The 22,784-nt window shown below is 64.9% G+C and carries 22 protein-coding genes and 2 pseudogenes; 10 read left to right on the top strand and 14 right to left on the bottom strand.

Translation table 11 applies throughout. The features are described from left to right. Window positions 1-19: 19 nt before the first annotated feature. Complete coding sequence (locus tag AB3X86_RS08985; protein WP_368595678.1) at window positions 20-1,990, bottom strand: amylo-alpha-1,6-glucosidase; 1,971 nt, start codon at window positions 1,988-1,990, stop codon at window positions 20-22. A 210-nt stretch (window positions 1,991-2,200) separates the two neighbouring features. On the opposite strand from AB3X86_RS08985, the gene AB3X86_RS08980 reads away from it, so the two are divergent. Together AB3X86_RS08980 and AB3X86_RS08975 are read left to right on the top strand one after the other, a co-directional pair. After that, complete coding sequence (locus tag AB3X86_RS08980; RefSeq protein ID WP_368595677.1) at window positions 2,201-2,407, top strand: twin-arginine translocation signal domain-containing protein; 207 nt, start codon at window positions 2,201-2,203, stop codon at window positions 2,405-2,407. Beyond that, window positions 2,394-2,714, top strand: a pseudogene (locus AB3X86_RS08975) (phospholipase domain-containing protein); the annotation flags it as partial. The gene AB3X86_RS08980 and the pseudogene AB3X86_RS08975, both read left to right, overlap by 14 nt. Window positions 2,715-2,789: 75 nt before the next feature. Here the strand turns inward: AB3X86_RS08975 and AB3X86_RS08970 are convergent. The 3 genes from AB3X86_RS08970 to AB3X86_RS08960 all read right to left on the bottom strand — a co-directional run bounded on the left by AB3X86_RS08970 (window position 2,790) and on the right by AB3X86_RS08960 (window position 5,952). Beyond that, the gene (locus AB3X86_RS08970; RefSeq protein ID WP_368595676.1) at window positions 2,790-3,707 is read right to left on the bottom strand and encodes a dihydrodipicolinate synthase family protein; all 918 of its coding nucleotides are present in this window, start codon (window positions 3,705-3,707) and stop codon (window positions 2,790-2,792) included. Window positions 3,708-4,032: 325 nt separating this feature from the next. After that, window positions 4,033-5,148, bottom strand: coding sequence for a succinylglutamate desuccinylase/aspartoacylase family protein (locus AB3X86_RS08965; protein ID WP_368595675.1), 1,116 nt, complete (start codon window positions 5,146-5,148; stop codon window positions 4,033-4,035). 36 nt (window positions 5,149-5,184) lie between these two features. After that, complete coding sequence (locus AB3X86_RS08960; RefSeq protein ID WP_368595674.1) at window positions 5,185-5,952, bottom strand: transporter substrate-binding domain-containing protein; 768 nt, start codon at window positions 5,950-5,952, stop codon at window positions 5,185-5,187. Between the two features lie 114 nt (window positions 5,953-6,066). Between AB3X86_RS08960 and AB3X86_RS08955 the strand changes: the two genes are divergently transcribed. Then, entirely contained in the window at window positions 6,067-6,987 is a 921-nt protein-coding gene (locus AB3X86_RS08955; RefSeq protein ID WP_368583390.1) for a LysR substrate-binding domain-containing protein, read from the top strand. 10 nt (window positions 6,988-6,997) lie between these two features. Here AB3X86_RS08955 and lysA read toward each other — a convergent pair whose 3' ends face one another. Continuing rightward, complete coding sequence (lysA, locus tag AB3X86_RS08950) at window positions 6,998-8,254, bottom strand: diaminopimelate decarboxylase (RefSeq protein WP_368595673.1); 1,257 nt, start codon at window positions 8,252-8,254, stop codon at window positions 6,998-7,000. Between the two features lie 119 nt (window positions 8,255-8,373). Between lysA and AB3X86_RS08945 the strand changes: the two genes are divergently transcribed. Both AB3X86_RS08945 and AB3X86_RS08940 read left to right on the top strand, forming a co-directional pair. Then, window positions 8,374-9,312, top strand: a complete 939-nt coding sequence (locus AB3X86_RS08945) for a LysR family transcriptional regulator (RefSeq protein ID WP_368595672.1) — start codon at window positions 8,374-8,376, stop codon at window positions 9,310-9,312. Between the two features lie 216 nt (window positions 9,313-9,528). Next, on the top strand, window positions 9,529-10,383 hold the full coding sequence (locus tag AB3X86_RS08940; RefSeq protein ID WP_368595671.1) for an oxidoreductase: 855 nt from the start codon (window positions 9,529-9,531) through the stop codon (window positions 10,381-10,383). Between the two features lie 33 nt (window positions 10,384-10,416). Here AB3X86_RS08940 and AB3X86_RS08935 read toward each other — a convergent pair whose 3' ends face one another. The 6 genes from AB3X86_RS08935 to AB3X86_RS08910 form a co-directional block, all read right to left on the bottom strand. Next, window positions 10,417-10,851 carry a rubredoxin gene (locus AB3X86_RS08935; RefSeq protein ID WP_368595670.1) on the bottom strand — a complete coding sequence of 145 codons (435 nt, stop codon included), beginning with the start codon at window positions 10,849-10,851 and terminating at the stop codon, window positions 10,417-10,419. 71 nt (window positions 10,852-10,922) lie between these two features. Then, the gene (locus tag AB3X86_RS08930; protein ID WP_368595669.1) at window positions 10,923-11,048 is read right to left on the bottom strand and encodes a hypothetical protein; all 126 of its coding nucleotides are present in this window, start codon (window positions 11,046-11,048) and stop codon (window positions 10,923-10,925) included. A 230-nt stretch (window positions 11,049-11,278) separates the two neighbouring features. Next, complete coding sequence (locus tag AB3X86_RS08925; RefSeq protein WP_368595668.1) at window positions 11,279-12,469, bottom strand: Rieske 2Fe-2S domain-containing protein; 1,191 nt, start codon at window positions 12,467-12,469, stop codon at window positions 11,279-11,281. Between the two features lie 225 nt (window positions 12,470-12,694). Further along, window positions 12,695-14,146, bottom strand: coding sequence for a glycosyltransferase (locus AB3X86_RS08920; protein ID WP_368595667.1), 1,452 nt, complete (start codon window positions 14,144-14,146; stop codon window positions 12,695-12,697). Between the two features lie 63 nt (window positions 14,147-14,209). Beyond that, entirely contained in the window at window positions 14,210-14,809 is a 600-nt protein-coding gene (locus tag AB3X86_RS08915; RefSeq protein ID WP_368595666.1) for a cytochrome b, read from the bottom strand. Between the two features lie 120 nt (window positions 14,810-14,929). After that, window positions 14,930-15,907 carry a LysR substrate-binding domain-containing protein gene (locus AB3X86_RS08910; protein ID WP_368595856.1) on the bottom strand — a complete coding sequence of 326 codons (978 nt, stop codon included), beginning with the start codon at window positions 15,905-15,907 and terminating at the stop codon, window positions 14,930-14,932. Between the two features lie 179 nt (window positions 15,908-16,086). On the opposite strand from AB3X86_RS08910, the gene AB3X86_RS08905 reads away from it, so the two are divergent. Beyond that, window positions 16,087-17,070, top strand: coding sequence for an aldo/keto reductase (locus AB3X86_RS08905; RefSeq protein ID WP_368595665.1), 984 nt, complete (start codon window positions 16,087-16,089; stop codon window positions 17,068-17,070). Between the two features lie 21 nt (window positions 17,071-17,091). Here AB3X86_RS08905 and AB3X86_RS08900 read toward each other — a convergent pair whose 3' ends face one another. Continuing rightward, window positions 17,092-17,724, bottom strand: coding sequence for a TetR/AcrR family transcriptional regulator (locus tag AB3X86_RS08900; RefSeq protein WP_368595664.1), 633 nt, complete (start codon window positions 17,722-17,724; stop codon window positions 17,092-17,094). Window positions 17,725-17,867: 143 nt separating this feature from the next. Between AB3X86_RS08900 and AB3X86_RS08895 the strand changes: the two genes are divergently transcribed. Continuing rightward, the gene (locus AB3X86_RS08895; protein WP_368595663.1) at window positions 17,868-18,512 is read left to right on the top strand and encodes a glutathione S-transferase C-terminal domain-containing protein; all 645 of its coding nucleotides are present in this window, start codon (window positions 17,868-17,870) and stop codon (window positions 18,510-18,512) included. 9 nt (window positions 18,513-18,521) lie between these two features. Here AB3X86_RS08895 and AB3X86_RS08890 read toward each other — a convergent pair. After that, window positions 18,522-18,863, bottom strand: a pseudogene (locus AB3X86_RS08890) (LysR family transcriptional regulator substrate-binding protein); the annotation flags it as partial. A gap of 2 nt (window positions 18,864-18,865) precedes the next feature. On the opposite strand from AB3X86_RS08890, the gene AB3X86_RS08885 reads away from it, so the two are divergent. From AB3X86_RS08885 to AB3X86_RS08875, 3 genes are all read left to right on the top strand, one after another. Beyond that, window positions 18,866-19,069: a hypothetical protein gene (locus tag AB3X86_RS08885; protein WP_368595662.1), complete on the top strand. Its 204-nt coding sequence runs from the start codon at window positions 18,866-18,868 to the stop codon at window positions 19,067-19,069. 187 nt (window positions 19,070-19,256) lie between these two features. Then, a complete protein-coding gene (locus AB3X86_RS08880; protein ID WP_368595661.1) occupies window positions 19,257-20,519 on the top strand; it encodes a multidrug effflux MFS transporter in 1,263 nt (420 codons plus the stop codon). A 55-nt stretch (window positions 20,520-20,574) separates the two neighbouring features. Further along, window positions 20,575-21,975 (top strand): DHA2 family efflux MFS transporter permease subunit, encoded by a 1,401-nt coding sequence (locus tag AB3X86_RS08875; protein ID WP_368595660.1) that lies wholly within the window; start codon window positions 20,575-20,577, stop codon window positions 21,973-21,975. A gap of 32 nt (window positions 21,976-22,007) precedes the next feature. Here the strand turns inward: AB3X86_RS08875 and AB3X86_RS08870 are convergent, their stop codons facing one another. After that, window positions 22,008-22,727, bottom strand: a complete 720-nt coding sequence (locus tag AB3X86_RS08870; RefSeq protein WP_368595659.1) for an SDR family oxidoreductase — start codon at window positions 22,725-22,727, stop codon at window positions 22,008-22,010. Between the last annotated feature and the right edge of the window lie 57 nt (window positions 22,728-22,784).

Here is a 22,784-nt window from a genome sequence, read left to right as displayed (position 1 = left end):
CCCAACATCGTAGCGCGGTTTACGCGCCGTCGCGCTCGAATCGGGCAAGCAGACTTTCGACGCGCAGCATTTCACCGAGTGACCAGGCCTGGAACGGCGTGCCGGCGGGCGCGTACGGCGCGTCGCCGTCGGCGATCTCGGACAGGTGGTCGAGGCCCGCGTGATCGAGATGCGCGTACAGCGGGGCGAGAAAACGCCTCCTCGCCTGTGTGAGATTGGTGGCGCTTGCGCCATTCACTCGCAGCCACGCTTCGACGAACGGGCCGATCAGCCACACCCACACGGTGCCCTGATGATAAGCGCCGTCGCGTTCGAGCGGCGCGCCGCCGTAGTGGCCACGATAGGCCGGATCGGAAGGCGCGAGCGAGCGCAGGCCGAGCGGCGTCAGCAATTGCGCTTCGACCTGCGCCACGACCGCGCGCGCCGCCACGCCTTCGAGCAGCGGAAACGGCAGGCCACCGATCGCGAAGATCTGGTTCGGCCGGACCGAGCGGTCGACCGTGCCCGGCACATGATCGACGTCGACGTTATCGAACAGCGTCTGCGTGGCCGGATCGACGAAGCGCCGGTGAAATGCGAGCGCCGCGCGCTCGGCAGCCTGCCGCCACTGAGGGTTCCATGCCGACGCGATTCGCAGTGCGTTGATCCATAGCGCCTGCACTTCGACCGGCTTGCCGATGCGCGGCGTGACGATCCAGTCGCCGACTTTCGCGTCCATCCACGTGAGTTGCACGCCGGGGATGCCTGCGCGCAGCAGACCGTCGTCGGGACAGCAGCCGATGTTAAAGCGCGTGCCGTTCGTGTAGCCGGTCAGGATCGTTTCGGCGGCTTGCTGCAGATGCGCGCGCGCCCGCGCGCTTGCATGGGGCGTAGCCAGATAGTCGTGAACGGCGACGATGAACCATAGCGACGCATCGACCGAGTTGTATTCGGGCGCGTCGCCGTAGTCGGGGAAGCGGTTCGGCAGCATGCCGTCGGACAGCGTGCCCGACCATTCGAGCAGGATCGCTTCGGCGTCGTCGAGACGGTTCGACGCGATCAGCAGGCCGCGCATCGCGATGAAGGTGTCGCGGCCCCAGTCGGTGAACCACGGAAAGCCTGCGAGGATCGTGCGGCCTTCGTTGCGGGTGACGACATAGGCGTCGGCCGAGCGTTGCAGGCGCGAGCCGAGTGCGGCCCGGCGCCGTTGTTCGGTGTCGGCGAGTTGGGAGGCGCGGGCGGTGGTCCTGGGATTGTCGTTGGTGTTCTGGGTGGCGGCCGTGCTCGCTGCACTCAGAATCATCACCGCTTCGACCTCGGCGAGATCGAAGCTGAACACGCCGGGTGCCGCGAGATCTTCGCTGCAATCGAGACCGCGCTCCTGCTCGCGCACGTAGCAGAAGTTGCGATACCAATCGGGCGCATGCGCATAGGTGCCGTTCGTCGCCGCCCGCACGACCGGCAGTCCGCCATAAGGCTGCCAGCTCGCGCACGATTGATCGGCGCTGACCTGCGCGCTGAAGTCGAAGGCCGGATTCTCGTGATGCAGCGCGTGATAATCGCGGCCCGACAACAGCGGTCTGACCTTCAGCACGGGCGCATCGAGTTCGCCCCCTTCGAGCCGCCAGCGCAATACCGTTTCGCACGTCGCTTTGCTGACGAACACGTCGGCGATCATCGCAGTATGCGCATCGAGTTGAACGCGCCACGTCGGCCACGGCGCGGTATCGAAACCGAGCAGGTTGCCGCGCAGATCCGGATAGATCAGGTCAGGCCCATAGCGTTGCATGGTCAACGGGAAGCGCTCGCCGCCCGCCTCGACCCACGCCTCGATCCCGTTGACGAGCACCATGCGTCCGCCCGGCGCGCGCGTCGCGGCTAGCAGCAGCGCATGGTAGCGGCGCGTGCGCAACATACCGACCGTGCCCGACGCAAAGCCGCCGAAGCCGTCCGCTTCGAGCCATTCGTCTTCGAGTCGCGACATGTCGATGGGCGGATCGATGCGAGTCATTGAATCGTGCTTATACGCGAACCGTAATGCAGCAAACATAGCGCAGATGGCAGCGCCATGAACATTGACCTTCCCAATACTTTCCATTTTCTTTCGATCAACCGACGACTGGCCCGCAACTGATCGGCAAGAGCAACGCGTCACCGACGGCGAAACACCCCAACGGCGCGTTCACCCGCTATTCTTCCTTTACGCAGAACGTGATATTCGATGACATCAATTGGCCGTCGCCGTTTCCTGCAAACCTTGGCTTCATCCGCAGGCGCCGCCGCCGCGATGACCGCATTGCCCGAGTCGATCCGCAACGCGCAGGCAGTGCCCGCGTTTTCGCGCACGGGCACGATCCGCGATGTCGAGCACATCGTCGGGTTGATGCAGGAGAATCGCTCGTTCGACCTGAGCGCCGGCTCAGCCTGAAGTGACCGCACGATACGACGTCGCGAATGGCAACGTGTTCCTGAAGTTCACCAACAGCAGTGGTGGCATCGCGCATCTGACGGTGATCGACAACGCATACGGCGCGCGGCCGCGCACCGTGGTCGTGCCGGCCAATGCGCGTATCGAAGAAGGCTGGATGCTTGCGTCGAGCCATCACTGGTGCGACCTGACGGTAACGAGCAGCGACGACGCACGCTTCTCGCGCCGCTTTGCCGGTCACATCGAGAACGGCCGGCCGAGTATCAGCGATCCGGCTGCGGTGGCGCCGGTGCCGACGGCGAGTTGATGTCTGCGCTCGCGGTTGGGTTCGGCATCCTGTCCCCCTACCAGGCGGACAGGATGCCGATGTCTTTCAGGCGTTCTATAGACCAACGTCCGGCAGCGTCGGACGCGTAGCGAGCGCCTTTGCGACGATGTCTTTGACTTCGGCGAGCGTATCGCCTTGCAATGCAAGGCGCGGTGGACGCGTGACGGCGCTGCCGCGCCCGAGCAGTTCCTCGCATAGCTTGATGCATTGCACGAGGTCGGGGCGCGCGTCGAGGTGCAACAGCGGCATGAACCAGCTATACAGCGCCAACGCTTCATCGAAACGCTTTTGGGTGGCGAGGCGAAACAGCGTCTCGCCTTCCTTCGGGAACGCGTTCGACATGCCCGACACCCAGCCTTCCGCACCCACCGCGATGCTTTCGACCACCACGTCGTCGAGGCCGGCGAACAGCACGAAGCGGTCGCCCACCGCGTTGCGCAGATCGATGAAGCGCCGCGTATCGCCCGACGAATCCTTGAAGCAGACGATGTTCTCGCAGTCCTGCAGCGCGATCAGCACGTCCGGCGTCACGTCGTTCTTGTAGATCGGCGGGTTGTTGTAGATCATCACCGGCAGGTCGGTGCTGGTCGCGACCGAGCGGAAATGCGCGGCGGTTTCGTGCGGCTTCGCTGAATAGACGAGCGCCGGCATCACCATCACACCGTCGACGCCGACACGGGCGGCTTCACGCACCGTCTGCCGTGCGAACTCCGTCGTGAACTCGGCGACGCCCGCGACGACCGGCACCTTGCCGCCGGACGCGTCACGCGCGGCCTCGATCACCTGAAGCTTTTCCGACGTGCTCAGAGAAGTGTTTTCGCCGACCGTGCCGCAGACCACCAGACCCGACACGCCGTCCTTGACGAGACTGCTGACCACGCGGTGCGTCGCGTCGATGTCGAGCGAGAAATCCGGCTTGAACTGGGTGCTGACGGCGGGAAACACCCCGCTCCATTGGATAGCCTTGCTCACTTTATCCGTCCCCTTCAAAAAGCCGGCCGCGCCGACACACGTTGAGTATGACGACGAGTATCGGCCTTTGTCCGGAAGCGGGCTTGGGCTTTTTCGCGGCTGAAAGAGATTAAATCCGCACAGTCGGCGAGACGCGCAATGGCCGCGTCGGATCGCGCCATCCAACTTCACGGCAACGCGGCTGCGGCGCATGTCAGCGCCGTCGCGCGAGGCGTTGACGCGGTCCTCGATGCCGAGTCCGGCATAGCGGCATCCGATGCGTCGTGACTCGTGCCGCCAAGCGCGTAGGCGGTGCGACGAAGAGCGCGGGCCCTCTGTCAATCGATCAGGCGCCCAGCAACACGCCCGTTCTGATCGGCCGCGTGCCGCTCACGCGACCGAGCGGCGCACCGGCCGTCACGAAACGGATCGCGCGTCGCATATACAGCACCCCTTCGGTCTGGCTCGCGATCGTGGTCGTCTCGTCGGTCAGCGGATCGACGATATCGAACAGCGGCTGGCCGACGCGGATCGTGTCGCCGATCTTCGCGCGGTGCACGAGAATCCCGCTTACCGGCGCATAGAACTGCTCGCTGCCCGCGAGCGGCGTCGCCGGCGACAGAAGCGGCGGCAACGGCTTGGCCTCACCGCGAATCGCACCGCGCCACACCAGATAGTCGACGAGCGCGTCGGCATCCTGCTGCGCGACTTCGTAAGACACGTCGCGCTGGCCGCGGCATTCGACCGTCACCGCGATCGACCCGGTCGGCACCGGCTTGCTCGCCGGCATCTGCTGCTGCAACGTCCACCACAGCAGGCTGTGCGTTTCGTCGAACGCGCCGCCGCCCGAATCCGTCGCGAGCAACGAGGCCTCGGCGCCGAGGTAGCGCGACAGCGGCTCGAACTCGGCCCACGCGGCCTCGCTCGTGTACACATGCATCGCCGCTTCGAGCGAGCAATGCAGATCGATCACGACGTCCGCGTCGCATGACAGCTTCAGCAGCGCCAGTTGCAGCGAGTCGAATTCGGTCAGCGGCTTCTGTCGCGCGAGTTCGGCCGTGAGCAGTGCGCGCACGATGCGGCGGTTCGCGTTCGCGTCGGCACCCAGCGCCTCTTTTGCATCCTCGACGAGCTTCGTGAACTGCACGAAATGCCGGTTGAAGTTCTTGCCGCTGCCGAGATCGAAGCGGCCGACGAACTGACCGAGCACGTATTGACTGAGCCCGACCGGATTCGACACCGGCACGAGCACGATTTCCGCATTGAGCGCGCCGGCCTGTTCGAGGTCCAGCAATCTCCGCTTCAACAGCACCGTGGTCAGCATCGACGGCGTTTCGTCGGCATGCAGCGACGCCTGGATGTAGATCTTCTGCCCGCTATTGGCCGCGCCGAAATGAAACGACACCAGCTCGCGGTGCGTGCCGATAGCCGGCGACAGAAGCGGAATCGATTGCCTGTTCATGAAGGGAAAGCCGTGAAGGAAAGTTGGAAACCTGGATCAATTGCCGTACGGATCGAAGTCGAAGTACTTCTTCGCAATCTGCGCATAGGTGCCGTCCTCGCGCATCGACGCGATCGCCGCGTTGATCGATGCCTGCACTTCGGTTTCATCCTTGCGCAAGCCGATGCCGACGCCGCGATCGCCCATCGAAAGCGGCTCGCCGACAAACGCGAAGCCCTTGCCCGCCGGCGTACGCAGGAAGCCGTAATCGGCCTCGACGGTGCCGAGCAACGCGCCGTCGAGCCTGCCGTTGCGCAGATCGGCGAACACCTCGTCCTGGCTCTTGTAGGCGACCACGTTCGCGCCGAGCGGCGTCCAGTTCTTCAGCGCGTAGCCCTCGAACTGCGTGCCCGACTGCACGCCGATCTGCTTGCCGGCAAGTCCGCTCGCCGTAGGCGCGAGCGATGAGCCTTGCCGCGCAATCAGCCGCGACTTGAACTGGAACAGCTTCGACGAAAACAGGATCTGCTGCTCGCGCTTTTCGGTGATCGCCATCGACGACAGCACCGCGTCGATCTTGCGTGCCTGCAGCGCCGGAATCATGCCCGAAAACTCGAGTTCGACCCACTGACAATGCGCGTGGATGCGCCGGCAAATCTCGTTGCCGAGATCGACGTCGAAGCCCTTCAGACTGCCGTCGGGGGCCTTCGAGTCCATCGGCGGATAGGTCGGGTCGATGCCGAGGCGCAACGTGTTGGCGTCAGCGGCGAACGCGCCGCTGCTGAAAGCCAGCGCGGCGCAAAGAATCATCAGCGAAGTTTTCATGGACGGCGACGGGGAGCGGATCAGGACAGCGCGATCGTAAGCTGCCGCCGTGCCTCAAAGAAGTCCCGTTCGGACTATCATGATCACTTTTACCGATCACCAGACCCTGACGCCATGGCATTGACGATTTCGCAGTTGCGCGCGTTCACGGCGGTCGCCGAGCATGGCAGCATCCGCGCGGCGTCGCGCGCGCTCGGCATTGCGCAAAGCGGCATCACGCAGCAGTTGCAGAACCTCGAATCGATGCTCGGCGCGACGTTGTTCACGCGCACCAATCGCGGCATTGCGCTGACCGCGCTGGGCCAGCGGCTGCTGCAGCGGGCCGGCGCGATCCTCGGTGAATGCGAGCGGGCCGAGGAGGACGTGCGTCAGTTGCGCGGCGACTACGTGGGCGAGGTCACGTTCGGCATGACGACCGAGCCGCTCGTCGACGCGTTCGCGCCGGTGCTGATGGAGTTTCGTGCGCGCTTCGAGCGCGTCGCCGTGCATCTGCGCACGGGCACGTCGCGCATGATGATTTCGTGGATCCGTGAAGGCACGTTGGATTTCGCGGTCGCGCTCGTCTCGAAGCAGACCGATACCGCCGATCTGTCGGTCACGCCGCTCTATCCGTCCGACCCGGTGATCGTGTGCCGGCGCGGTCATCCGAAGGCGGGCGCGAAGTCGCTCGCCGAGCTCGTCGATTGCACGTGGGTGACGACGCGCTCGCCGAATCTGACCGAGGAGCCGCACGTCAACCGCTTGAGTCATCTGTTCGACAGCCACGGATTACCGCCGCCGAAGATCGTCGCGACCGTCGAGGGCTTATACGAAACGTTGCATCTGGTAGGCGCGACCGATTGCCTGTCGCTCGAATCGTCGGTCATCACGAAGCGCGGGCCGTTCGCGGACATGCTGACGACGATCCCGGTGCGCGAGCGCGCGTTGCAGCAAAACGTCTGTCTGCTGCAACGCGCGGCGATTCCACTAACGCCAGCCGCGCAGGAGTTCGCGACGATGATCGCGTCGTACACGCGCACGGTGCGGGCGCGTTGAGCCTTGAACTTCAACCCGCCGTTTCTTCGAGCGCGATCAATTCTTCGATGCGTTGTCTGCGCCGGATCAGCCGCGCATTGCCGCGCTCGATCAGCACCTCGGGAGCAAGCGGCCGGCTGTTGTAGTTCGATGACATCGACGCGCCGTACGCGCCCGCATCATGAAACACGAGCAGGTCGCCCACTTGAGGCGCGGGCATCGAGCGGCTCGTCACGACACCGCCTTGCGCCTGCGTAAACACGTCGCCGGCCTCGCACAACGGCCCCGCCACGCTGAACGAGCCGACCGGTGCATCGCTCGGCGTGCCGTCGTGCCGAAGCACACTGATCTCGTGATGACTGCCGTAGAACGACGGCCGCACGAGGTCATTGAAGCCCGCGTCGAGCAGCGCGAATTGCCGCGACGGCCGCCGGTTCAGCGCGTGAACTTCGGCAACCAGCACCCCCGCCTGCGCGACCAGAAAGCGCCCCGGTTCGATTTCGAGCCGAACACGATGCCCGACCTGTGCTTCGATGCGCCGCCGCGCATCGTCCCACAGCCGGAAATAATGCGCGGTATCGACGCTCGGCTCGCCATCGCGATACGGTACCGACAAACCACCACCCGCGGAAATCGCCTCGATATCCTGATCGAGTTGCGACACTGCATCGACCATCGCGTCGCAAACTTTCGCGAGATGCGCGTAATCGACACCGGAGCCGATATGCATGTGCAGCCCGACGAGCTTCAGCCGATAGCGCCGCACCAATTCACGCGCGCGTGGCAGGTCGTCGCGCCAGATGCCGTGCTTGCTGTGCTCGCCGCCGGTGTTGGTCTTGCTGCTGTGGCCGTGACCGAAGCCGGGATTGATCCGCAGCCACACGCGATGGCCTTCGCTCGCATGTCGTCCGAACCGTTCGAGCATGTCGAGCGAGCCGGCGTTGACCGTGATCCGCTCGTCGAGCACGGTGGCTAGCGTCGCGTGGTCGAGCAAGTCGGCGGTAAATACCACGCCTTCGGGTGCGTCGTGCGACACAGCTTGAGCTGCAAACCCCGCCGCAAAACTGCGCGCTAGCTCGCCCAAAGAGACTGCATCGACCATCACGCCTTCGTCGCGCATCAGCTTCAGGATGTGCACGTTCGAACAGGCCTTCTGCGCGTAGCGGATGGTATCGAAGCTGCGCAACTGCGCGATGTGCTGGCGGATCGTGTCGGCGTCGTAGACCCATAGCGGTGTGCCGTGCTGGCGCGCGAGGTCGGCGAGTTGATGTGGGTTGAATCGCGTCATGGTCGGTTGCATGTCGAAGCTGTGTGAAAGCGATAGCCGATATGATGAGCCGCGGCGATCATTCAGTAAAATACCGATCCATCGCTGATCTATTCACTTCTGATATACCCCGGACCACTATGGCGCTCACGCACCGGCACATCGAAATCTTCCGCGCGCTGATGACAGCCGGCAGCGTCACCAAGGCAGCCGAGATGCTGTTCACGTCGCAGCCCACCGTGAGCCGCGAACTGGCGCGCATGGAACAGAGCATCGGCTTCGCATTGTTCGAGCGCGCGCAGGGCCGGCTGCGTCCAACGCAATCCGCGCTGACGCTGTTCGACGAGATTCAGCGCGCGTATGTCGGGCTCGAGCGCGTCGCGTCGACGGCGGCCGCGCTGCGCGAATTCAAGGGCGGCCAGCTGTCCGTGATCGCGCTGCCGGTGTTTTCGCATTCGATCCTGCCGGGCGCCGTCAAACGCTTTCACGATGCGCAGCCGGGTGTCAGCGTATCGATCGCGACGCAGGAGTCGCCGTTTCTCGAAGAATGGCTGACCGCGCAGCGCTACGACCTCGGCCTCACCGAGCACGACGCGCCGCCGCCCGGCACGCGGCTCACGCCGCTCGTCGCCGTCGATGAAGTGTGCGTGCTGCCCGACGCTCACCCGCTGCTCGCGAAACGCGTGATCGCGTTGAAAGACTTCGCCGATCAGGCGTTCATCAGCCTGTCCGCCAACGATCCGTACCGGCTGCAGATCGACGAAGCGTTCGCGCGGGCTGGCATCGCGCGCCGCCTGCTGATCGAAACCCCGACCGCGGTATCGGTGTGCAGCTTCGTCCGGCAAGGGCTCGGCATCGCGATCGTCAATCCGCTGACCGCGCTCGATTTCGCGGGCCGCAATCTGCATATCCGGCCGCTCGCGCTATCGCTGCCTTTTCGCGTCAGTGTGATCCGTCCCGAGCACCGGCCCGCGCATCCGCTCGCGGACGCGTTCGTCGGCGCGCTGCAAAGCGAAGCCGCCGCGCTGCGATTAGAATTGAAACGTCACATCAGCCCCACGCGGTCCTCGCAGTCATAGCAGTTACGGCGGCGCCCGTCGTCATCACCCGTCGAATCCGCGCAGCGGCACGCGCGCTCACGCGGGCCACCGCCCGAACCGTCCGCCGCGCGAACCGGGCACGCTGCAAGCTGGACATCACCCGCATACCGATTGCCGACGCGCCGCGCGTTCGCGCCGCATCGGCGCGCCGTTTTCGAGTCCTCACGTCATAGACCCTCAACAGGAGTGTTCCACATGATGAATCGAGACAATCCCGTCTGGCTGATCACAGGCTGTTCCACCGGCTTCGGCCGCGAGCTCGCGAAGCTCGTGCTCGAACGCGGCTGGCGCGCGGTCGTCACCGCGCGCGATGCATCGAAAGTGAAGGACATTGCCCAGGGGCACGGCGAGCGCGCGCTGGTGCTGCCGCTCGACGTGACCAATCGCGCGCAGATCGAAACCGTGGTCGCGCAGGCGAAGCGCCATTTCGGCCGTATCGACGCGCTCGTCAACAACGCGGGCTACGGTTATCTGGCCGCGATCGAGGAAGGCGACGACAGCGAAGTGCGCGCGATGTTCGAGACCAACGTGTTCGGTCTCATCGACATCACGAAGGCCGTGCTGCCGATCATGCGCGAGCAGCGCAGCGGTTTGATCGTCAACGTGTCGTCGATCGGCGGCATTACGAGTTTCGCGGCGACTGGCTTTTATCATGCGACCAAGTACGCGGTCGAGGGGCTGTCGGAATCGCTGGCGCTGGAAGTGAAGCCGCTCGGCATCGGCGTGCTGATCGTCGAGCCGGGGCCGTTCCGCACCAACTGGGCGGGGCCGTCGATCAAGCAGTCGGCGACGCTGATCGACGACTACGCGTCGACCGCCGGCGAGCGCCGCAAGCAGACAGAAGCGCGCAGCGGCAAGCAGGCCGGCGACCCGGTGCGCGCCGCGCAGGCGATCATCGATGCCGCGTTGTCGGACACGCCGCCGCTGCGTCTGCTGCTCGGCAAGGCCGCGCTCGATCTCGCGTACAAGAAGCTCGACTTCATGCGCGGCGATTTCGACACATGGCGAGCGACGACCGAGGGCGCGGACTATCCGGAAGGGACGGCGTAGAGCAGATTTATCAGGCGAGCCTCGGCGCGCCCCTTAAAACTCCACCAGCGCAAAATCGTCCTTGCCCACATCGCACAGCGGGCAGCGCCAGTCGGCCGGCACATCGGCCCAGCGCGTGCCCGGCGCGATGCCCTCTTCCGGCACGCCGGCGGCTTCGTCGTAGACCCAGCCGCAGATTACGCAGACCCATTGCTTGAACTCCTCGGCCGTGGCGGCGTTCGCGGCCGACGGCGCATCGGGCGTAGCGGACGCGGCGGCATCCGCCGCGGTCGTGCGCGCCGTCGCATCGAAGCTCACGACGAGCGGAGCGACCGTGCCGCTACCGGTTCCCGCGAGCCGCGCCTGCAGGCTGTCGAGCAGGCGCTGCGCTTCGTCGTGGGTCAGATCGATCCAGTACGGATCGCCGGCGCCATCGTTGAGCCGCTCGGGGGAAAACTGGATTTCTACGGCTACGCCCTTTTTGTACATGGCAATCGGAATCTCGAGAAAGCCGGCGACGCGCGCCGGCGTAAGGCTGCCCGCGCGACGCGGGCGCTGCTTCAGTGCGTCTGTACCAGCAGGTTCAGCGCGTACGACGCGATCAGGCCCGCGGCGCCGATCAGGCCAAGCAGTTGCAGCAGAGTGAGGGATTTACGCGAGGCGGTGGGGGTTTGTTGCGTGGTCACGAGCGAGTCTTGAAGTTTGGAAAAAGCGCAATGGTACACGGGTGCGGACGCGACGAATGTCGATTGGCGCAAACTCGCGAGCAATAACAGTACCGTGCGACATTATCGCCGCTTGCACGCCGCGCATTGCCTACCGTGCGGAGATGGATTAATTCCCAGCGGGGGAGAAAGCCGTGGTGGGACGGATTGCGCGGCGCCGGTGAACACACCCGCGCCGCGCCGCGCTGCGTTCAGGTCTTCGCGAGCGGATTGCCGTGACGCGAATCCCAGAAGCGGATCACCGAGGTATCGCCAGTGCCCGCGCCGACCACCCGGTCCGGCGCGCCGCACTCGCGCAGCAGCGCGCGCAGGTCGTTGATGACCGGGAACACCTCGTGATTCCAGTCGGCTCCCTGCGAATCGTGGGCGCGCTGCTCCGCCTCGACGATCTCGCGATCCTCCTTGAAAATGCGCTCGGTGAACCACACCAGCAGCGGCCATGCAAGATTCATCACGCCCGGAATGCCGGGCTTGCGGATCGACAGCAGCCCGAAGGTCCGGTTGGTGCGCTGCTCGCGATCGAGCGGCACATAGACGATCCACAGGTCCATCACCAGCGTCTTGTCGTTGTTGCGGATCTGCAGGGTTTGGTACGGGTATTCGGTGCGGATCGTCATCACGTCTTTGTGGTTGAAGCCACCGGTCTTGCGCCGCTCGCCGAACACCATCGCCTCGCCAATCGGCTGCTGGCCCGCCATCCGCGCGAACGTATAGTCGATCTCGACCCAGCCCTCACCGCGCCGCCGCCCGAGCGAACGCGCGCGCATCTGCCCCATCTGGCGCCGATGCAGGAACTGGTGATTCATGTCCATCAGGTTCTCGTGCATGAACGAATAATGACACTTGACCGGACGGCCGAAGCGGCGCGTCTTGTACTTCGGGTCCGACACCGAGCAAAAGTCCGGCAGCGGCCGTTCCTCGGCGAGCGCGGCATCGCCGGGAAACACGAAGATCAGTCCCGCCACTTCCTGACACGGATACGAGCGCACGCCGTTCGGCAGACGCTCGCGCCCGAGGTAGGGCACATCGATGCAGGTGCCCGAGCAGTCGTAGGTCCAGCCGTGATAGCCGCAGCGAATCGATTCGCCGTCGACCACGCCCTGATGCAGCGGCACCTGCCGATGCGCACAGCGATCTTCGAGCGCGAACACCTTGCCGCTCTCGGTGCGCGCGAGCACGATCGGATCGCCGGCGAAGGTCACGCCGAGCGTCTTGCCGCGCTTCACTTCATGCGACCACGCGAGCGGGTACCAGTAATCGGGATGAATGGCGACGCGGCGCAGATCACGCACCGGCGCGTCGTGAGTGGCTTGAGCAGGCGCGGCGGCAAGCGCGGCGCCGGCGATTTCCTGTTCCTGATCTAGCGGGGGAACTGCATGCATAGGTCAAGCCTCCGTGCACGAGCGGATAGAAGGTTGCCGCGCTGCATGGCAGTGCGGCATCTTTACCAGTCTACTTGATGCAGCCGGCGCATGGCACTGTGGCGGGCAGGCGCGATGCGTCGCAGCACACATTGCGCATCAGCCGCATCGGCGTGAAGGATCTACCTTTACCACACCCGCCCTACAGATACATTGACCTGGGTTGTGAGCTGTCCATCGACGTGCTCAATCGTCGTCGCCAGCGACGAGCCCGGTGCGCCGTTGCACGCCCCATGCGCGGCCGCCGCGCAAAAAGTGCAGCCAGCCGAGCGCGGCGCCCAGATGACGCGCGAGCTGGAAAGTGAACGGCTCGGCGACGGCCGCGAGCATCGCCATGCCGAGGCTGTTGCCGCTGCGCTCGCCGGTCCAGCGCCGGTACAAATGGATGCTCCAAAGGTAAAACGCCAGATCGATCGCCGTTTTCAGACCGATCACGCTGAAGATCGACACGACGATCGCGCCATGTCCGCCGAATAGAAAACCGAGTAGCAATGCGAATGCCGTGAGGCCGTAGATCGGCTGCATCGTGTCGACCGCCTTGATCGGCAGCATCAGCATGCCGAGCGTGCCGTAGCGCGGATTGCCGGTCATGTCGCGGTTCCAGTACTGCGTCTGCAGGAAGCCCGCGAACCAGCGGCGACGCTGGCGCAGAAAGCTTGCGAGGGTGTCGGGCGCATCGGTGCGCGCATGCGCTTCGCCGACCACGCGCACGTCCCAGCCGAGCTCGTGATCGACCGAATAGCGGCGCAGCCGGTGAATCAGCTCGTAGTCCTCGACCAGACACTGCGGATCGAAGCCGCCGACCGCGACAAGCGCATCGCGGCGGAACGACGCGAATGCGCCCGAGATCAGCAGCAGGCTGTCCGCGCGCATCCACGCGAAACGTGCGATGAAGTTACGCATGTACTCGTAGGTCTGGAACCACTGGAACACGCGGCCCGACAGCGACTTGCCGCAGACCGGCACGAGAATGCCCGCCGCCGCGACGAGCGACGGTTCGCTCGCGAACGCGGCGCGCATCGCGTAGGTGGCGTCGTCGTCGAGCAGCGTGTCGGCGTCGACGGTCATCACGGTGTCGGTCGTCATCACGGTGATCGCGGCGTTCAGCGCGCGCGCCTTGCCGCCGTGCGGCACGCGCAGCCAGAACAGATTCGGATGCAGCGAACTCGGCGCGCTCAGCACGCCTTCGGCGGCGGGCGTGAGGCCGAAGCGTTGCGTGAGCAGGTCGGCAGTGGCGTCGGTCGAGCCGTCGTCGGCGATCACGATCTGCGCCGGGCCGTGCGTTTGCCTCAGCAGCGCTGCGAGCGTCACCGGCAACACGGTGGCCTCGTTATGCGACGCGACGATGACACCCATGCCCGGCAGTTCGCGCCGTTCGTAGTCGGCTTCGAGCGGCGCCGCGCGGCGCGTGAGCGGCAACGATTTCCACGTGACGAACGCGAGCAGCAACGTGTCATAGACGACATATGCAATCCCGGTGGACCACGCAAGCGCACCGCGCAGAAAGAACGCGCGCGCAAACAGCAGCGCCCACAGCACGACGACGCTGGAATGGATCAGCGTGCTCCAAAGCGTCGCGCGACGCGGCAGGATGCGTGGTGACGCGGCCGCGAGTGCCTGTTCGAGAGTCTTCTTCAAAGCGAATATTTAAGGTTGGGGCTGGTGGCGGTTGTTTGATGAAATCGTGTTCGTGCCGCGGCTTTACGGCTTCATGCGGTTCAACACCGATTTGCGATCGAGCCATTCATGCTTGAGCGCGCCGCCGATATGCATCGCCAGCAACGCATAAAGCGTATAGCCGAGCCACGTATGCAGCGCGCCGAAGCGATCGTGCAATGTCTCCTTCAGCGTCGGGTCGAGGTGCATCACATAGCCGATACGCGGCCATTGGAACAGGCCGAACCACTGCATCGGATGCGTGGCCGCGTCCTTCCACGCGGAATCGTGCAGCCAGCCGGACAGCGGCAACGCAATCATCAGCAAATACAGCGCGAAGTGCGCGAGATGCGCGGCCATCTTTTCCCACGACGGAAACTCGCGCGGCAACGGCGGCGGCTTGTGCGACACGCGCCACAGAATGCGCAGCAGCGCGAGCCCGAGCACCGTGATGCCGATCGATTTGTGCGTGTCGATCACCGGACGCACCCAGTCGTCGGGCAGGGAATCAGCGGACAGAGCGAGCACGACGTTGACGATCATCAGCAACGCGATCAGCCAGTGCAATGTCATCGCGGTGCGCGTGTAATGCGGCGGGCAAGTCGCATCGGTCGAATCGGCCAGGGAGTTCGCTTGGGTGTTCATAGGGGTTCCGTTCACGAAGGCGATGAAAGGCGCGAAAGATGTTTGAAAATCGACGCTGCGGGTATCAGGCAAACGCCCAAGTTTGCCGTCTTATTCCGCAAAGCGCTTAACGTGCATGTTTCAGTTTGTTTCGGGCTTTTGATTTCGCGCACCGACTCGTTTCACGGGATGACGCGGGTCCTCGTTCCGCTCATCGCTCAACTGCCGCTCGCCCCAAGCGCGCACTGCTTCTGCGAACAAACGCAGCGCGGTCGGCGGATGAGGGTTGGCCGGGTAGTACAGGCACAAGCCCGCGAAGGTCGGGCTCCACTCCGGCAGCAACTGCACGAGCCGGCCGCTCGCGACGTGTTCGGCCACATGATCAAGCGGCACCCAGGCGATGCCGATACCGGCCAGCGCCGCTTCGACCATCAGGTTCACATTGCCGAGCGTCATCGGTCCATCGACGTCGATGCTCGCGCTCTTGCCGCGATGCGTGAGGTCCCAGCGATACAGCGTGCCGCTTTCAAAGCGAAAGCGAATGCAACGGTGCCGCATCAGATCGTGCGGCGCCTCGGGCGCGGGATGACGCGCGAGATACTCGGGCGACGCGGCCGCCACCAGACGCATGTCGCGCCCGAAGCGGACCGCGATCATGTCGCGCGGCACGTCCTCGAGCACGCGGATGCCCGCATTGAATCCTTCGGCGACGATATCGACGAGCCTCGAATCGACCACGAACTCGACGTGAATCTCCGGATAGCGCGCGAAGAAATCAGGCAGCACATGCCGCACGAGCTGTTTCGCGGACGCCTCCGAAGCGCTGATGCGGATCGTGCCCGACGGCCGGTTGCGCGCGGCCGTGACTTCCCCGACCGCGTCCTCGAGATCCGCCAGCGCCGGACGCACGCGCCGTAGCAATCGCTCGCCAGCTTCCGTCAACGCGACCGAACGCGTAGTGCGATTGAAGAGCCGCACGTCGAGACGCGACTCCATGTTGCGCATTGCGTGACTCAACGCCGACGGCGACAGCCCGAGCACGCGCGCGGCGGCGCTGAAGCTGCGCTGCTCGGCTATCGTGATGAAGGCGGTCAGTTCGGCAAGGCCCGCGCGCGGCAGTCGGGAATTCGCCATTTGTGAATTCAATTCAATACGCCATGCAAGTATAGAGATATTGTTGAGCCGCACACAGCAACCTAAACTCGCTTTCAGTGCCACGACTCGCGTGGCTCGTGTCGCATTCAAAGCGTCGTGGTCCCGGTAGCAGCCGGGGCCGGGCGCATCAACTGGAGCGTCGTATGCAAACACGTCAACTCGGTAAAAGCGGCCTCGAAGTATCCGCGCTCGGCCTCGGCTGCATGGGCCTGAGCTTCGGCTACGGCCCTGCCACGGAAAAAGCGGCCGGCATCGAACTGATCCGCGCGGCCTTCGAGCAAGGCGTCACGTTCTTCGATACCGCCGAGGTCTATGGTCCGTTTGTGAACGAAGAGCTGGTCGGCGAAGCGGTCGCGCCGTTTCGCGATCAGGTGGTGATCGCGACCAAGTTCGGCTTTCAGGATGGCGACACCAAAAAGCCGCTCAACAGCCGGCCCGAAAACATTCGCGCTGTCGCCGAGGCTGCGTTGAAGCGTCTGAAAACCGACCGCATCGATCTGTTCTATCAGCATCGCGTCGATCCGAACGTGCCGATCGAGGACGTCGCCGGTGCGGTGAAAGATCTGATCGCCGCGGGCAAGGTCGGGCACTTCGGCCTGTCCGAAGCGGGCGTGGAGTCGATCCGCCGCGCACACGCGGTGCAGCCGGTCGCGGCGTTGCAAAGCGAGTATTCGCTGTGGTGGCGCGAGCCCGAAGCCAGCGTGCTGCCGACGCTCGAAGAACTCGGTATCGGCTTCGTGCCGTTCAGCCCGCTCGGCAAGGGCTTTCTGACCGGCGCGATCGACGAGCGCACGACCTTCGACAAGAGCGATTTCCGCAATATCGCGCCGCGCTTCTCGCAAGAGAACCGCAAGGCGAATGCCGCGCTCGTCGACGTGCTCGGGCGGATCGCAGATGGCAAAGGCACGACGCGCGCGCAGATCGCGTTAGCGTGGCTGCTCGCGCAGAAGTCATGGATCGTGCCGATTCCGGGCACGACGAAGCTGCCTCGCCTCGCGGAGAACGTCGGCGCCGCCAGTGTCGTGCTGACGCCGGCGGATCTCGCCGACATCGAAGCGGCGCTCGAGCAGATCAAGGTGGTGGGCGAGCGCTATCCGGCGCAGCTTCAGCGGTTCATCAACCGCTAGGCGGTGCGCGGTCGCGGCGCTTCAGGTTTTGGACCTGTGCCGCGGTTTGCCTGGCTTTTTAGCCGGCGTTTTGCTCGATGGCTTGCCTGGCTTTTTGCCCGGCGCCCCGCAGATCAGCGCGACGCCAGCCTGCGCCGTCGCACGCAGCGACTCGCGCGAGTCGCCCGCGCGCGAGCGCAGCGCGAGAGTATGCAGAATCGCCGATGCGACTTTGGCGAGCAGCGCGGGACTCGCGGCCGCATCGAGTTCGCCTTGCGCTTGCGCGCGTTCGAACCGTCGCTCGAACTCCGCATCGAACGTGGCAAGACCGTGCGCGAGCTTGTCACGTACTTGCGCATCCGCTCTCGACTCCACCGCCGCCGTGCCGATCAGAAAGCACCCGCGCGCCACCTGGCCCGGTGGAAAGTAGAGCGCGAGCGAGCCTTCGTATACGGCCAGCAACGCCTCGGCGAGTGGCCGCTCACCATGCAGCGCGGCTTGCATCGCATCGCGGCCAAACGCGATGTAGCGATCGAGCGTGTCGAGATACAGCGCGTGCTTGTCGCCGAAAGCGCCGTACAGGCTCGGCCGGTTCATGCCGGTCGCCTCGCTCAACGCGTCGAGCGACGTGCCCGAGTAGCCGCCATGCCAGAACGCGTCGCGCGCATCGTTCATGGCCTGTTGCGAATCGTAGCTACGCGGTCGTCCGCGCGAGCGTTTTTCCGTTTTTGTACCGGCATGCATAAAATTCTCTGGCGTCATCCATTTTTGTTCACTATAGTACAAAAACACCTTCACAGACGACCGGAGACATCTGCATGGAGCTTTATTTTTCGCCGCTCGCGTGTTCGCTCGCCACGCGCATTTCACTTTACGAGGCCGGCGCCGATGCGCGCTTTGTCGAAGTCGACACGAAATCGAAGCGGCTGCGAGACGGCTCCGATTTCTATCCGATCAATCCGCTCGGCCAGGTCCCCGTGCTTCGCACCAACGACGGTTGGCTGCTGCGCGAAAACACCGCGATCCTGCCTTATGTCGCCGATGCCTTTCCGGCGGCCGCGCTCGCGCCGCTTGCCGGCACGGCGGAACGCGCGAAATTGCAGGAGTGGCTTGGCTTCATCAGCACGGAACTGCATAAGGGAGTATTCGTGCCGCTGCTCGATCCGGACGCGGCCGCCGACGTTCTTAGCTATACACACAAGAAGGTGGCGTTGCGATTGAATCTGCTGGAGCAGCATTTGCATGGACGCGAGTTTTTGCTGGAGCGGTTTTCCGTCGCGGATGCTTATCTGGTCACTGTGTTGAACTGGGCGCGCTACAGTGGCGTCGAGCTCGCGCAGTGGCCATCGGTGCAGCAGTACTACGAACGCACCGCGCGTAGGCCATCCGTTGCAAAAGCGATGGCGGAGGAGTACGTGCTTTACCGCGAAGAACAGGACAGACGCAAAGCCGCGGCCATGTAGTCTTGTTCACTAGCTCAACCGCAAACTCCGCAATGCGTCGAGCACATACTGAGTCGGACGCTCCACCGTACCCGCGCGAAAGGCCAGGCCCAGCTGCCGCCATAACGCCGGGCGCAGCGGACGTGTGACGATGCGAGTGTCGGCCGTTGAGCGGCCCGCTTCCTGCGGCAGCAGCGCGGCGCCGTATCCCGCCGCCACGAGGCTCTTGATCGCATCCGAGTAGTTGAGCTGGATGCGCGGCGTGGGATGCTGCCCCGCCGCGCTGAACCATTCCGTCGTCAAACGGGAAAGCCGCGTGGTGGCGTCGTTCAGGATCAGCCGCTTCGCGGCGATCCATTGCGGCGTGATGCGCGTTGCTGCTCGGCTTCGTCTTTACAGGCGTCGTGCTGGCCCTCGCCGTGATGGCGGTGATCTGGACGGCGTCTCGCCCCCCGCTCAAAGGGAAGGACTGCTCGGACCGCATCGCAAACGGCGAACACGCGAGCTTCGTCGCGTTCTTCCAGGACCCGGCGGACCACGGAGCGTTGCTGCGGTCGATCGAAGATTGCGCGAGATGAGCGTCGTTGCGGCGGGATAGCGCGCCGGTCGGCCGCGCCATCCCACACCCTCGCCAGGGAATATCCCACTTCCCGCGATACCACGGGCACAATACCCGGCGATAATGCCGGGGCACCCGCGTCTTTTCCGTTCGATAACCGAACGCGCCGATTGCCCGCGCCGCCAGTGTTCCCTTTCGATGCACCCATGAGCCACGCTACCGCCGACCAACCCGCCTCCGCCGACTCCGCTCCGAACTCGCCGCGCTTCCTGTTGTTCCTGATCTGCCTGTTCGCATCCGCCGGACAGCTCGCCATCGACATCTACGTGCCCGCGCTGCCCGCGATGGCGCACTACTTCGGTACCTCGCCGCAAGCGATCCAGACCAGCGTCACCGGCTACATGGCCGCCTACGCGTTCGGCCAGCTGATCTTCGGTCCGATCGCCGACGCGTATGGCCGCAAGCGCGTGCTCGCGTTCGGCCTGACCGTCTACACGGTCGGCTGTCTGCTGTCGCTCGCGGCGCCGAATCTCGAGACGTTCATCCTCGCCCGTGCGTTGCAGGGCTTCGGCATCGCGAGCACGAACCTGCTCGCGAAGGCGATCATCACCGATTCGTTCGCGGGTCAGGCGTTGCTGCATGCGTTCACGTACATGTCGATCGCATGGGGGCTCGCGCCGATCGTCGCGCCGGTGATCGGCGCGCATCTGCAGACGGCGTTCGGCTGGCGCGCGTGCCTCGTGTTCCTGCTGATCTATTCGCTGGTGATGTGGGCGCTCTTGTGGCGCTATCGCGAGACCTTGCCGAAGCCCGTGCATCTCGAACCGCGCACGCTGACCGTGAACGCGCGCAAGGTGCTCGCGAGCCCCGTGTTCCAAAGCTGTTTCCTCGCGCAGGGCCTGTGCTACAGCATCCTGCTCGTGTTCAACATCGTCGGGCCGTTCATGGTGCAGACCACGCTGCACAAGCCGCCGACCTTCTTCGGCTATCTCGCGCTCGGCATCGGCATGATGTACTTCCTTGGCGGTCTGTCGAATCGGCTGCACGGTCCGCGTCTGCCGAGCGCCGAGCAGCGGTTGCGCATCGGCGCGCGGCTGATGGCGGCCGCGTCGGTTGTGATGCTGCTGCTCGCGCTGACGGTCGGCCTGCGCGTGTGGACGCTCGCGACGCCCGTGCTGGTGATGGGCTTCTGCGCCGGCGCGATGTATCCGACGCTGATGGCGAAGGGCAACTCGCTGTTCCCGCACATCGCGGGCCTGACGAGCGCGATTCTCGGCTGCGCGCTGCTGCTGGTGTCCTCGGCGATGATGGGGCTGGCCGGCTTCGTGTCGGTGCAGGTGCTCACGCCGCTCGCGCTGTTCTTCGTGGTCCTCGCGTTCGTCGTCGTCGCGATGGTGACGAAACTGCTGCGCCATCTCGAGCAGGTACAGCCCGCGGCCGCGGCGACCGCGAGCGGCAACGCAGCGTGAGCCGGTACATGAGCCTGACCGAGCGCCAGACCTTTATCCATACACGCGCGGACCGATGAGCGGCATGCGCGAGCACATCTCCGCGTCCGCTTCCGAGCGGATCGATCCCACCGTCTGGAAGGTCGCGGCGGTCGTGTCGGTCGGTTCGTTCATGTCGCAGATGGATTCGACGCTCGTCAACGTGTCGCTGTCGACGATCGGCCATACGCTCGACGCGTCGATCGCCACCGCGCAGTGGATCGTCAGCGGCTACCTGCTCGCGATGGCGTTGATGTTGCCGCTCAACGGCTGGCTGGTCGACCGCATCGGCGCGAAGCGGCTGTACCTGTTCTGCTTTTCGACGTTCACGATAGCGTCGATGCTGTGCGGCGCGGCGCAGACGATCGGCGAGCTGATCGGCGCGCGCATCTTCCAGGGCCTCGTTGCCGGTGTGCTCGTACCGATGGCGCAGATGATGATCGGACGAGTGGCCGGCAGGAACCTCGAGCGCGTGATGGGTTTCACCGCGCTGCCCATTCTGCTCGGTCCCATTCTCGGCCCGGTGCTGGCCGGGCTCGTCCTCGCGCACGCGAGTTGGCCGTGGCTGTTCTTCATCAATGCGCCGGTGGGCGCTGTCGGCATCGCGATGGCGGTGTTGCTGCTGCCGCGCGATGCCCCTGCGTCGCAGAAGCGGCCGTTCGATTTCACCGGCTTTGCGCTGATTTCCCCTGGGCTGGTCGCACTCGTCTATGGACTTCAGAACGCGTTGCGCGCGGTGGGCCTCGCGTGGCTGCTTGCGGGCGTCGTGTTTCTCGCCGGGTTCGTGCTGTACGCGTTGCGCAAAGGCGATGCCGCGCTGATCGACGTGCGCATGTTTGCAAGGCGTACGTTCTCGGTCGCGGCACTCGCGCAGTTCTCCGCGAACGGGATCATGTACGGACGACAGCTTGCAGTGCCGCTGTTTCTGATCGCGGGCTGCGGTTTGTCGGCCGCGCACGCGGGCGGGCTGCTCGCGGCAACCGGCGTCGGCATGATGTGCTCTTTCCCACCAATCGGCTGGTTGACCGAGCGGCTCGGTTGCCGCGCGCTCGCGGCGGGCGGCGCATTGCTGGCGCTTCTGAGCACGCTCGTGTTTCTGTGGATGAGCATCGCTTCGTTCTCCACCGGATGGGCCGCTGTCAGTCTATTCCTTGCGGGCGTCGGTCAAGGGACGATCAGCGTGCCATCGATCTCGGCCGCGTATTCGTCGATCGCGAGAGAACGCCTCGCGGTCGCGAATACGGCGTTGAACATCGCGCAGAGAGTGGGTGGCCCGTTCGCCGCGACGCTGCTTTCGATGGCGATCGCGTTGACGCTGCACGGTGCTTCGGATGTACAGCCCAGCCGATTTCTGCCGATGTTCGTGCTGCTGGCCGCACTGCATTTGCTGTGCTTCGTGGCGACGATGTGTCTGCCGGTTCGGGTTCGGAGGGCGTAGGACGCCTGAGCGCACATTCCCGCGCCCGTGCTTCACAGCAGTCGCAAGCCGCCGTCACACTCGATCACCGCCCCCGTCATAAACGTGTTCTCCAGCAGAAACTGCAGCGCGTGCGCGACATCGTCGGCCCGGCCGACGCGCCGCACCGGTAGCGTTTCGCTTTGCTGCCGAAACAGCTCGTTTTTCACGTTCGCCGGAAATCTGCCCCACCACGGCGTATCGATCACCCCCGGCGACACCGCGTTCACGCGCAGCGGCGCCAGCTCGCGCGCGAGCGTGCCGATCATGCTTTCGAGTGCGCCGTTGATCGCGCCCAGACCCGCCGTACCCGGATTCGCGATGCGCGCCGAAATCGCGGTCAGAAACGTCACACTGCCATCGCGACGCAACGCGGGCAGCGCGGTCTGCGCCGCTTCGAGCTGCGGCCAGAACTTGGCCTCGAAGCCGCGCCGCAGCGCGGCCATATCCAGCTCCGCAAACGGCCCCGCGCCTTCGCCGCCCGACAGCGTCATCACCAGATGATCGATCCGGCCGAGGCCGCCGAAAAACCGTTCGAGCGCCGCGCGATCGGTGCAATCGAGCGCGTCGCCCGTCACCTGTGCGCCGATGCCGCTCAGCGCATCGTCCAGCTTGGCGCGGTCGCGCCCCACCGCGACGACGCTCGCGCCAGCCGCCGTGAGCCGCTTCACCGTCGCGAGCCCGACACCCGATGAACCACCCAACACCACGACCTTCTGATTTTGCCAGTCCATTTCATTGCTCCTGAGAGTGAACGGAAGACCCCGTGGCAGTAGAATGCGCGGTGCGTG

This window comes from Paraburkholderia sp. BR14374, from assembly GCF_040948685.1.
Lineage (GTDB): Bacteria > Pseudomonadota > Gammaproteobacteria > Burkholderiales > Burkholderiaceae > Paraburkholderia > Paraburkholderia youngii.
The sequence above is the reverse complement of the archived record's forward strand: the minus strand, read 5'-3'. Positions and strand labels throughout refer to the sequence as shown.